This is a genomic window from Bacillus tequilensis KCTC 13622 (assembly GCF_000507145.1).
Classification (GTDB): domain Bacteria; phylum Bacillota; class Bacilli; order Bacillales; family Bacillaceae; genus Bacillus; species Bacillus tequilensis.
Window position 1 is genome coordinate 56,355 of the sequence record NZ_AYTO01000016.1, and the last position, 10,724, is coordinate 67,078.

The following is a 10,724-nucleotide window of genomic DNA, read 5'->3' on the forward strand; positions in this document are numbered from 1 at the left end:
TACATACCATTCGGGGGTATAGTATTATCGAGAGGGCAGTTTGCTTGCGGATATGAGTTTTTATTGTCTGCGGGCAACAGTTACAGTGAAAAATGAAGCAAAGGAGAATGAACATGAAAATCTCTAAAAAAGCACTGGGAATTCTGATGTTATCTCTGGTTTTTGTGTTATCAGCATGCGGCGCTGACAATAGCGCGAAAGAAAGCAAATCTGAAAAGCATTCAGGTTCCTCATCACATGAAGAAATGGAACATTCCGGATCAGCTGACGTACCAGCGGGATTACAGGAATCTAAAAATCCAAAATATAAAGTAGGCAGCCAAGTGGTCATCAATGCATCTCATATGAAAGGCATGAAAGGTGCGGACGCTACAGTGACAGGCGCCTATGACACGACAGCTTATGCTGTATCATACACTCCGACAAACGGGGGACAGCGTGTGGATCATCATAAATGGGTGATCCAGGAAGAAATCAAAGACGCGGGAGATAAAACATTAAACCCCGGAGATCAAGTGATCTTAGAGGCTTCTCATATGAAAGGTATGAAGGGAGCGACAGCCGAGATCGACTCCGCCGAAAAAACAACCGTATACATGGTTGACTATACATCAACAACAAGCGGTGAAAAAATGAAAAATCACAAATGGGTCACAGAAGACGAGCTTTCAGCTAAATCATAAAAAAATCCTCCTTTTACAAGGAGGATTTTCAGCGTGTCGACAAACCCTTGCATTCGTTGTCAAGCCTGTGCGTTGGTGCTCACGAATTAGGACATTCGCTCCGCTCCAATGCTCGCCTTTCCTAGACTTCAAGGGTTTTCAATCACGCTGAAAAGATGACAAAATCCTAAAACTAAACCGTTTTAGGATTTTGTCAACAATCTGAAATCCTCCTTTTACAAGGAGGATTTTTTTGCTGTCTGAACAGGTCTTGTTAAAGAAATGAAGGCAAACAGGACAGCGATGATGACGATCGATCCGCCGCACCATGCCGTTGAGACAACAGTGCCCGTTTGCTCCAAAACAACACCGCCAATGGCTGAGCCAAGGGCAATTCCGACTTGGAGGGCCGACGTGTTAAAGCTTTGCTGAATGTCAGACGACTCTGGTGCAATTTCAATTAAATAGCTTTGCTGAGCGGGGGCGAGGCTCCAGCTCAGAAGTCCCCAAATCACCATGACAGGCAAGAAGAAAATCATGGACGATGTGGACAGCGGCAGTAAGAACATAATGATGGCAAAGGAACCGGTCACCAGCAAAATACTCTTAAAGGAACCAAGCCGGTCAGAAAGCGCTCCTCCGAAAGGACCTCCGCACACAGCAGATATCCCGAAAAGGAAATAACAAATGCTGACCCAGAAAGAGTTCAAGTGAAGAGTTTCTTCTAAAAACGGCGCAAAGTAAGCATACAGCGTGTAGTGCCCCGCCAAGGTAAACATCGTGACAAGATGCGAGCTCGCGATTTTCAGATTGCCAATCGTCTTGAGCTGATCCCGAAAAGGAATCATTTTCTCCGTTGGTATTTTTTCGAAAAAGATTGAAATAATCAGCATAGAGACCAGCGCCAACAGGCCGATGCCAAGGAACAAAATCCGCCATCCGAAGGAATTGCTGATCAAGATGCCAAGCGGCACGCCTAATGCGATAGCAGAACTGAATCCCATAAAAATAATTCCGATGGCGCGCGCTCTGTATTCAGGCGCTACAATTTTCGGGGCAATCGTTAAGGAAAGCACAACGATCAGCCCTGTACTCATCGCAGCCAATACCCGTGATACCATCAGCGTCGCAAAATTCGGGCTGAAATAGGCTACAAGATTGCTAAGAAAGAAAACAAATAAGGCCATTAAATATAAACGCTTGCGCTCAATCTTCGCAGTCAAAGCCAAAAGCAGCGGCCCTGACACTGCATATCCCAGCGCAAACACACTGATCAGCTGCCCGGCTGAGACAATGGAAATGTCTAAATCATTTGCGATCTGAGGAAGAATTCCTCCTACAATTAACTCAACCAATCCGACTGCAATCGTAGAAGCTGCAAGCAGAAAAACTTTAAAATTCATAACAAACTCCTTTGCTTAAATGTTTTGACAAATAAAAAAATCCTGATTACAAAAAATGTCATAAACAAATTTTGTAATCAGGATTTTACGGTTCCTGGTAGACACCCTCAAACCATATTATTGAGGTTATACAAGTGATCATAGCTATTTAATTGATGCGTTTCTGTTGAAGAGTGTAACACATTGTGAGTGAATCTTCCATAGAAAAATTTACAAAGCGGTGAACGGAATCAGCATATGATTATATTTATATTTTTAAAAGTATAGACATTTAAAAATTAATGACTATAATAAAATTTGTAAGCGTTTTAATCATAAGGGGGGATAGCAATTGAAAAAAATATTACTTGCGTGCAGTTCAGGAATGTCCACCAGTTTATTGGTGACAAAAATGAAGGAATACGCACAATCCATCGGTGATGAAACGGAGATTTGGGCTGTCGGCCAGGATAAGGCGAAAGAAGACATGAAAAAAGCGGATGCCGTTTTGATCGGCCCGCAAATGAGCTTTCTGAAAAGCGAACTGCAAAAAGAGGCGGATCAATACAGCATTCGGGTTGAGGTCATTGACATGATGGCCTATGGAATGGCAGATGGCAAAAAAGCGTATGAGCAGGCATTGTCATTAATGGAGAATCAATAATGGAACAGATGAAAATCACGGATTTAACAGGCGAACAAATCAGTTTTCAGCTTATCCTGCACAGCGGAAATGCCCGCAGCTGCATCATGCAATCACTGCGCGCCTACAAAGAAGGGAACAGGGAAGAGGCCGATGCCCTCATTTCCAAGGCTGAGCAGGATTTATCAGCAGCCCATGACATTCACTTTCAAATGATACAGAAAGAATCCGGCGGAGAAGCAGCCGCATTCTCATTGCTGCTCATGCATGCGGAGGATCACCTGATGTCAACGTTGACCATGAAGGAATTAGTGAAAGAGCTGCTTGATCTCTTTGAAACAAAGAATCTATAAAAAATCGGGGTGGATAGGGTGTTCGAGAAAATCAGCCAATTCCTTGTTCCTATTGCAGGGAGGTTAAACAATAACCGCTATTTGCAAGTGCTGCGTGATGCATTTATGCTGGCTTTCCCTCTTACGATCTTCGGGTCCATTTTTGTCGTGTTAACGAACCTTCCGTTTTTAAACAAATTGATGAACGCCTCAATGCTTACGTCGTTTCAGTCTCAGTTCGGCATAGCGTCTACGGCGACTATGGGCATCATGTCTGTCTTTGTCGTGTTCGGGATAGGCTATTACCTGTCAAAAAGCTATCAGGTCGAAGCTGTATTTGGCGGAGCGATCGCATTGGTTTCCTTTTTGCTCTTAACACCATTTATCGTTCAGCCGGAAACAGGGGATGCCATTACAGGCGTTATCCCAGTTGACCGTCTCGGTGCAAAAGGGATGTTTCTTGGTATGATAACGGCGTTTCTTTCCGGTGAAATTTACAGAAGAATCGTTCAAAAAAACCTGACCATCAAAATGCCTGCCGGTGTTCCGCCTGCTGTAGCAAAATCATTCGCAGCACTTATTCCGGCTTTTATTACCTTGACCGTATTTCTGCTGATTAACGTTCTGGTGACACAGCTTTTTAAAACAAATATGCACGACATCATTTATCATGCGATTCAGGCTCCGCTTGTCGGACTTGGAAGCGGTATCATTCCGACGCTGATTGCCGTGTTTTTCATTCAAATTCTTTGGTTTTTCGGTCTGCACGGACAGATCATTATCAACTCTGTGATGGACCCGATCTGGAATACACTGCAGGTCGAAAACCTTTCTGCATACACAGCGGGAAAAGAAATTCCCCATATTATTTCAAAACCGTTTATGGAGATTTATACAGTAGGGATGGGCGGAACCGGGATGACGCTTGCGATTGTGTTCATAATCCTTATATTCATGAAAAGCAGGCAGATGAAGCAAGTATCCAAACTTGGCCTCGCGCCCGGTATTTTTAACGTAAACGAACCGATTATCTTCGGGCTTCCGATTGTCATGAATCCGATCATTCTTGTGCCTTGGGTATTGGCGCCGATGATTGTTACGCTCGTCACCTATCTGGCTATGTCAGCCGGGCTCGTCCCGCCTCCGACTGGTGTGACGGTGCCGTGGACGGTTCCATTATTTATTAATGGCATGATGGCGACGAACTCGATCATGGGGGGCGTGATGCAGCTTGTGAACCTGCTGATTGTCTTCGTGATATGGTTTCCGTTCCTGAAAGCAATGGATAAATTACATCTGGCAAAAGAAAAAGAACAGGCTGTACAGGAAACGGCTGCTCAGCAAAATGATAACAATATCAAAATGTGATAAAAGGGGAGAGAGACCTTGACGCAAACAGAACAATATCGCTTTCCGAAAGACTTTTGGTGGGGATCATCCGCCTCGGCAACACAAACGGAGGGTGCCGCCGATAGAGACGGAAAAGGGCAGAACATATGGGATTATTGGTTTGAAAAAGAACCGCATCGATTTTTTGATCGAGTCGGACCCGCGACGACATCTCAATTTTACGACAACTACAAAGAAGATATCAGGCTGATGAAAGAGCTTGGCCACAACTCATTCCGGCTGTCGATTTCCTGGTCGCGTTTAATACCAAACGGAACAGGCGAGATCAATGCGAAAGCTGAAGCGTTTTATCATAGTGTCATTGATGAGTTGATCGCTAACGGAATAGAGCCTTTTGTCAATTTGTTTCATTTTGATATGCCGATGGAACTTCAAAAAAACGGCGGCTGGGTAAACAGGAGAACGGTTGACGCTTATGAAAATTATGCAAGAACAAGCTTCCGTTTGTTTGGCGACAAGGTGAAAAAATGGTTCACGCATAATGAGCCGATCGTCCCCGTAGAGGGCGGATACTTATATGATTTCCATTATCCAAACAAGGTCGATTTTCAAGAGGCTGTCCAGGTCGGTTTTCACACGTTGCTATCGAGTGCCCGTGCGATTCAGGCTTACAGGGAAATGAAGCAGGATGGGAAAATCGGTATCATCTTGAATTTGACGCCCTCATACCCGAGAAGCAGCCATCCGGCCGATGTAAAAGCGGGAGAAATAGCGGACGCATTCTTCAACAGATCTTTTTTAGACCCTTCTGTGAAAGGGGAATTCCCAAAAGAGCTGGTTGAGATTTTGAAGAGTGAGGGCTTTGTGCCTGAGTATCAAAAAGAAGATCTTGAGGTCATCAAGCACAATACGGTTGACCTGTTAGGCGTGAATTACTATCAGCCAAGACGTGTAAAAGCAAAAGAACATCTTCCAAACCCTGATGCTCCTTTTTTGCCGGACAGGTATTTTGATCCGTACGTCATGCCGGGCCGCAAAATGAATCCGCACCGCGGCTGGGAGATTTATGAAAAAGGCGTATATGATATTTTGATCAATTTAAAAGAAAACTACGGGAACATCGAGTGCTTTATTTCAGAAAACGGCATGGGGGTCGAAGGCGAAGAACGCTTCAGGGATGAGCAAGGCATCATTCAAGATGATTACCGGATTGAGTTTATCAAGGAGCACCTCAAATGGATTCATCGCGCCATACAGGAAGGATCAAACGTGAAAGGCTATCATCTATGGACGTTTATGGACAACTGGTCTTGGACCAATGCCTACAAAAACCGATACGGGTTTGTATCGGTCAATCTCGAGAAAGACGGAGAAAGAACCGTCAAAAAGAGCGGAAAATGGTTCAAAGAGGTTGCTGAGCAAAACGGTTTCTAGCATGTCAAAAGATACAGATTTTCCGGCAATCATCAGGATGAATAGAGATCACAGCCAGCCGCAGCATTGATGAAAGAGGGAAAAGAACTTATGATATCCGTAAAGAAGATTATGTGATATCAAACTTTAACAGCTGCCGGAGGATACCAATGAATAAATACGAAATCATTGCAAATGAAATGAGAAGCAGAATCAAAAATAACGTATATCCGATCGATCAGCCGATTCCCGATGAGATATCTCTTGCAAAAGAGTTCAATTCAAGCCGCATGACGATGAAAAGAGCCTTGGATAATTTAGTTGCCGAAGGGCTGCTTTTCAGAAAACGGGGCCATGGCACGTTTATTATTCAATCAGCAATACAGGATGACCAAGTCCATGTGGTGAGTAATGAAATCCTTGGATTGACCAACCTGTTGAAAGATAAGGAAATCAAAAGCAAGATCATTCAGTTTGAAGTGCAATTTCCGACCGAAGAAGTGGCCGCCCATTTATCTATCGATCAGAAGACACCGGTTTATTATGTCGTCCGGCTGCGGATTGTGGAGGGAGAGCCCTACGTATTGGAAAAAACATATATGCACACTCAGTTAATACCGGGCATTAATGATGACGTCCTACATGATTCGGTCTACAACCACATCACAAACGAGCTGCATCTGAAAATAGCCGGATCGCACCGGAAAATCAGAGCCTGTAAATCTGATCAAATTGACCAGGAGCATCTTGGCTGCAAACAGGATGATCCGATTCTGGAAGTCGAACATGTGGGCTTCTTAGATAACGGCATTCCATTTGAATATTCCTTTTCACGTCATCGGCATGACAAATTTGTCGTCACTTCGGTAAACATACGGCGCTGATCGCGGAGATAACAAGGAGGCCATCTGGATGCTTGGCGGTATTGAAGCAGGCGGCACAAAGTTTGTTTGTGCCGCCGGTAAAGAGGATGGAACGATTATTGACCGAATAGAGATTCCCACAACGATGCCGGAAGAAACGATAGAGAAAGTGATTCAATATTTTCGCCAATTTTCACTACAGGCCATCGGCATCGGCTCCTTTGGTCCCGTTGATACTGATAAAACCAGTCGAACATACGGAACCATTATGGCTACGCCGAAAGCGGGCTGGAGACACTTTCCCTTTTTGCAAACCATTAAAAACAAGATGAAAATCCCAGTCGGATTTAGTACGGATGTCAACGCTGCGGCGCTGGGTGAATTCCTTTTCGGTGGAGCGCAGGATCTCGACAGCTGCCTGTATATCACGATTGGCACTGGCATCGGTGCGGGCGCAATTATAGAGGGCAGGCTCCTTCAAGGGCTGTCACACCCAGAGATGGGTCATATTTATATCCGGCGGCATCCGGATGACACATACCAAGGGAAATGCCCATATCATAAGGATTGTTTTGAAGGTTTGGCTTCCGGTCCTGCCATAGAAGCACGCTGGGGAAAAAAAGCTGCTGATTTATCAGCTATCAATCAAGTCTGGGAACTGGAAGGCTATTATATTGCCCAAGCGCTGGTTCAGTATATTTTGATCCTTGCCCCTAAAAAAATCATTCTTGGCGGCGGCGTCATGAATCAGAAACAAGTGTTTCCTTATATTTATCAATACGTACCGAAAATGATGAACAGCTACTTAAATTTTTCTGAATTATCAGATAGTATAAGATCATATATCATTCCTCCCCTTTTAGACAGAAATGCCGGAATCATCGGCACGCTTGTTTTAGCGGATCAGGCCTTAAAAGCAGCCGGAGAGGTGCGAACATGAAGCATCCTTTATTTTTGGAGCCTGTCTTTAAAGAAAGAATATGGGGAGGAACAGCGCTTCGTGATACTTTCGGCTACTCGATTCCCTCAGCAAAAACAGGGGAGTGCTGGGCCGTTTCTGCACATGCCCATGGCTCGTCGGCTGTTAAAAACGGCCCGCTGTCAGGAAAGACACTGGATCAGGTATGGCAGGATCATCCGGAGGTTTTCGGTTTTCCAGATGGTAAGGTGTTTCCGCTCTTAGTAAAGCTGCTGGACGCCAACATGGATCTTTCCGTGCAAGTACATCCTGATAATGATTACGCGATACTGCACGAAAACGGCGATCTCGGAAAAACAGAGTGCTGGTATATTATTGACTGCAAAGAGGATGCGGAACTGATTTTGGGGCATCACGCAAGCACGAAGGAAGAATTCAAACATCGTATCGAAAGCGGTGATTGGAACGGACTGCTGAGGAGAATCAAAATCAAGCCCGGAGATTTCTTTTATGTGCCAAGCGGTACGCTCCATGCTTTATGTGAGGGGACCCTTGTCCTTGAAATCCAGCAAAACTCTGATACAACGTATCGCGTATACGATTATGACCGTTGCGATGACAAAGGCCAAAAAAGAACTCTTCATATAGAAAAAGCTATGGAAGTCGTTACAATACCGCATATTGAGAAAGTGCATACACCGGAAGTGAAAGAAGTTGAAAATGCGGTCATCACCGTTTATGTACAATCGGATTATTTCTCAGTGTACAACTGGAAGGTTAGGGGCCGAGCTGTTTTTCCTTCTCAGCAAAGCTATTTGCTGGGGAGTGTTCTGAGCGGATCAGGACGAATCGTAAATCATGGTATTCAGTATGAGTGTAATGAAGGTTCACACTTTATTTTGCCTGCGCGCTTTGGCGAATTTTCAATAGAAGGAACATGTGATTTGATCATATCTCATCCTTAACGAATGGGGGAGCTTGATTTGTTTATCCATGATCGTTTTACTTGCGTCTTTCATTTTTGCAAAACCGATTGAAGCGCATACTGTGTCGCCTGTAAATCTTCATGCACAACAGACAACAAAAGCAGTCATGAATTGGCTTGCTCATCTGCAGAACCGAACAGAAAACAGAGTCCTTTCCGGAGCATTCGGTGGTTACAGTCATGACCCATTCTCTATGAGTAAAGCTGGAATCCGAAGTGCAGCCGGACAATCACCTGCTATTTACGGCTGTGATTATGCAAGAGGGTGGCTTGAAACAGCAAATATTGAAGATTCGATTGATGTAAACTGCAACAGCGAGCTGCTATCGTATTGGAAAAGCGGGGGGATTCCGCAAATCAGTATGCACCTGGCAAATCCTGCTATTCAGTCAGGGCATTTTAAAACCAAATTACAAACGATCAGCATAAGAACATATTGGACTCTTCAACAGCAGAAGGGAAGCGGCTGAATGCCATGCTCAGCAAAATTGCTGACGGACTTTAAGAGTTGGGGAACCAAGGTGTCCCTGTTCTGTTCAGGCCGCTGCATGAAATGAACGGTGAATGGTTTTGGTGGGGACTTACATCATATAATCAAAAAGATGATGTAAGAATCTCTCTATATAAACAGCTCTACAAGAAAATCTATCATTCGGACATTCAATAAGGGAGAAATATGGAACGGAGATTCTTTAACGCCTATCATTGAGTGAATATAAAGCAAAAGGTGCTCAAGAGTTTTCTTGAGCACCATCACATCTGATCAGGCATTCATATCGCCTAACCCAGGGCTGTGTTCATTTGGCATTTCCGGAAGCACTGGAACAGGGAAACCTGCCGGAGGGTCTATCACTTGTAACTCTCCGCCATTTCTGCTTGGAGATGTTCCTTGATAGATTTCTCCGATTCTTGTTTCATCCAATCTGAAATTAAATTGTGCATTGTGGTAGCCCAATTCGATATATTTTCTGCACTCAGGATATTTATTGATGTCGTAATTCGGCACAGGTAAGAGCTTCGCCCACTCAACACCCAATGTTTCGAGTGCTTTCGCAAACGCATTTTGGTGAGCATTGTCGCGTACAATAAGAAAAGCAAGAGTCTCCCGAAACGTCTGATTCGTGCTCATTTCGTAAATCCTTGTTTTTTGCAGCACGCCTGTTGACTCAAGAAGCAGGTTATCCAACAGGTCGGTAATTAAGTTTCCGTGGTTATACACCCATGACCCGTTCCACGGATTGCCCCCTGCATCAACAGGAAGGGAACTTTGCGCCCCAATAATATAATGATGAGGATTAGCATGTTTAACAGCTTCATTAAGTGGTGCCTGATCTGCACCTTGACTGCCGACACCTTCACCGCCTGATTCATCTAATAAAGCATTAATTGTGTTTTGCACCAGCTCAACGTGAGCAATCTCCTCTAAAAAAATGCCACGCAGCAAATCGCGGTACTGTTTCTGTTTTCCTCTGAAATTCGAGCTTTGGAAAAAAAACTGCATCATTGTACGCATTTCTCCGTAATGACCGCCTAATATCTCCTGCAGGACCTTTGCAGCTGCTGGATCTGGCTTATCCGGTTTAATGATGTTTATCAGTTCTTCTTTGTAGTAATACATAACACGCCTCATTCCCTCTCAAGTGATCTTTTATATTGTTTGTAAGATGAGATGAAATATATACATTAAAATATGTGAAAAAAGATAATAAAAAATATAGGGAAAGTGTTGACCAAATAAAACAGGCATGGTATATTATTAAACGTCGCTGATGAACAGCGTGAAACAAAACGAAAAACAAAAAAAGTTTTTCTAAGGTGTTTACAAGATTTTTAAAATGTGTATAATAAGAAAAGTCGAATTAAACATTCGAGAAGAAACATTTTAAAAACTTCTTGACTTCAACATCAAATGATAGTATGATAGTTGAGTCGCTTGATAAGCGCCCGTAGCTCAATTGGATAGAGCGTTTGACTACGGATCAAAAGGTTAGGGGTTCGACTCCTCTCGGGCGCGCCAATACAAAATACCACGCGGGTGTAGTTTAGTGGTAAAACCTCAGCCTTCCAAGCTGATGTCGTGAGTTCGATTCTCATCACCCGCTCCATTAATTGAATGATCTTTGAAAACTAAACAAGACAAAACGTACCTGTTAATTCATTTTTAAACAAATCGCA

At 43.8% G+C, this 10,724-nt stretch carries 9 protein-coding genes, 2 tRNA genes, 2 pseudogenes and 1 riboswitch; of the genes and pseudogenes, 11 read left to right on the forward strand and 2 right to left on the reverse strand.

The window, feature by feature from the left end; genetic code table 11:
* Positions 1 to 63 precede the first annotated feature (63 nt).
* A pseudogene (locus V756_RS0106740) lies at positions 64 to 683 on the forward strand (YdhK family protein).
* A 215-nt stretch (positions 684 to 898) separates the two neighbouring features.
* On the opposite strand, the gene pbuE reads toward V756_RS0106740, so the two are convergent.
* Positions 899 to 2,065 carry a purine transporter PbuE gene (gene pbuE / locus V756_RS0106745; RefSeq protein ID WP_024714015.1) on the reverse strand — a complete coding sequence of 389 codons (1,167 nt, stop codon included), beginning with the start codon at positions 2,063 to 2,065 and terminating at the stop codon, positions 899 to 901.
* Between the two features lie 54 nt (positions 2,066 to 2,119).
* A riboswitch (purine riboswitch) is annotated at positions 2,120 to 2,219 on the reverse strand.
* A gap of 177 nt (positions 2,220 to 2,396) precedes the next feature.
* Here pbuE and V756_RS0106750 point away from each other — a divergent pair.
* From V756_RS0106750 to gmuG, 8 genes and pseudogenes are all read left to right on the forward strand, one after another.
* On the forward strand, positions 2,397 to 2,708 hold the full coding sequence (locus tag V756_RS0106750; protein WP_024714016.1) for a PTS sugar transporter subunit IIB: 312 nt from the start codon (positions 2,397 to 2,399) through the stop codon (positions 2,706 to 2,708).
* Positions 2,708 to 3,040, forward strand: a complete 333-nt coding sequence (locus tag V756_RS0106755) for a PTS sugar transporter subunit IIA (RefSeq protein WP_024714017.1) — start codon at positions 2,708 to 2,710, stop codon at positions 3,038 to 3,040. The genes V756_RS0106750 and V756_RS0106755 overlap by 1 nt, the downstream gene beginning before the upstream one ends.
* 18 nt (positions 3,041 to 3,058) lie before the next feature.
* A complete protein-coding gene (gene celB, locus V756_RS0106760) occupies positions 3,059 to 4,387 on the forward strand; it encodes a PTS cellobiose transporter subunit IIC (RefSeq protein ID WP_024714018.1) in 1,329 nt (442 codons plus the stop codon).
* An 18-nt stretch (positions 4,388 to 4,405) separates the two neighbouring features.
* Entirely contained in the window at positions 4,406 to 5,803 is a 1,398-nt protein-coding gene (locus V756_RS0106765; protein WP_024714019.1) for a glycoside hydrolase family 1 protein, read from the forward strand.
* A 149-nt stretch (positions 5,804 to 5,952) separates the two neighbouring features.
* Positions 5,953 to 6,666 carry a transcriptional regulator GmuR gene (gene gmuR / locus V756_RS0106770; RefSeq protein ID WP_024714020.1) on the forward strand — a complete coding sequence of 238 codons (714 nt, stop codon included), beginning with the start codon at positions 5,953 to 5,955 and terminating at the stop codon, positions 6,664 to 6,666.
* 28 nt (positions 6,667 to 6,694) lie between these two features.
* Positions 6,695 to 7,585, forward strand: a complete 891-nt coding sequence (locus V756_RS0106775; protein WP_024714021.1) for an ROK family protein — start codon at positions 6,695 to 6,697, stop codon at positions 7,583 to 7,585.
* A complete protein-coding gene (manA, locus tag V756_RS0106780) occupies positions 7,582 to 8,529 on the forward strand; it encodes a mannose-6-phosphate isomerase, class I (protein ID WP_024714022.1) in 948 nt (315 codons plus the stop codon). Before V756_RS0106775 ends, manA begins: the two co-directional genes overlap by 4 nt.
* 28 nt (positions 8,530 to 8,557) lie before the next feature.
* Positions 8,558 to 9,201, forward strand: a pseudogene (gmuG, locus tag V756_RS01000000121990) (mannan endo-1,4-beta-mannosidase); the annotation flags it as partial.
* A gap of 111 nt (positions 9,202 to 9,312) precedes the next feature.
* Here gmuG and V756_RS0106790 read toward each other — a convergent pair.
* On the reverse strand, positions 9,313 to 10,167 hold the full coding sequence (locus V756_RS0106790) for a manganese catalase family protein (protein ID WP_024714023.1): 855 nt from the start codon (positions 10,165 to 10,167) through the stop codon (positions 9,313 to 9,315).
* A 322-nt stretch (positions 10,168 to 10,489) separates the two neighbouring features.
* On the opposite strand from V756_RS0106790, the gene V756_RS0106795 reads away from it, so the two are divergent.
* Together V756_RS0106795 and V756_RS0106800 are read left to right on the forward strand one after the other, a co-directional pair.
* Positions 10,490 to 10,566 (forward strand) — tRNA-Arg (locus tag V756_RS0106795).
* Between the two features lie 14 nt (positions 10,567 to 10,580).
* A tRNA-Gly gene (locus V756_RS0106800) sits at positions 10,581 to 10,654 on the forward strand.
* Positions 10,655 to 10,724 lie beyond the last annotated feature (70 nt).

Coding starts and splice junctions, on each gene's coding strand:
- manA (WP_024714022.1), top strand. CDS start 7,582: ATGAAGCATCCTTTATTTTTGGAGCCTGTCTTTAAAGAAAGAATATGG.
- V756_RS0106775 (WP_024714021.1), top strand. CDS start 6,695: ATGCTTGGCGGTATTGAAGCAGGCGGCACAAAGTTTGTTTGTGCCGCC.
- gmuR (WP_024714020.1), top strand. CDS start 5,953: ATGAATAAATACGAAATCATTGCAAATGAAATGAGAAGCAGAATCAAA.
- pbuE (WP_024714015.1), bottom strand. CDS start 2,065: ATGAATTTTAAAGTTTTTCTGCTTGCAGCTTCTACGATTGCAGTCGGA.
- V756_RS0106790 (WP_024714023.1), bottom strand. CDS start 10,167: ATGTATTACTACAAAGAAGAACTGATAAACATCATTAAACCGGATAAG.
- V756_RS0106755 (WP_024714017.1), top strand. CDS start 2,708: ATGGAACAGATGAAAATCACGGATTTAACAGGCGAACAAATCAGTTTT.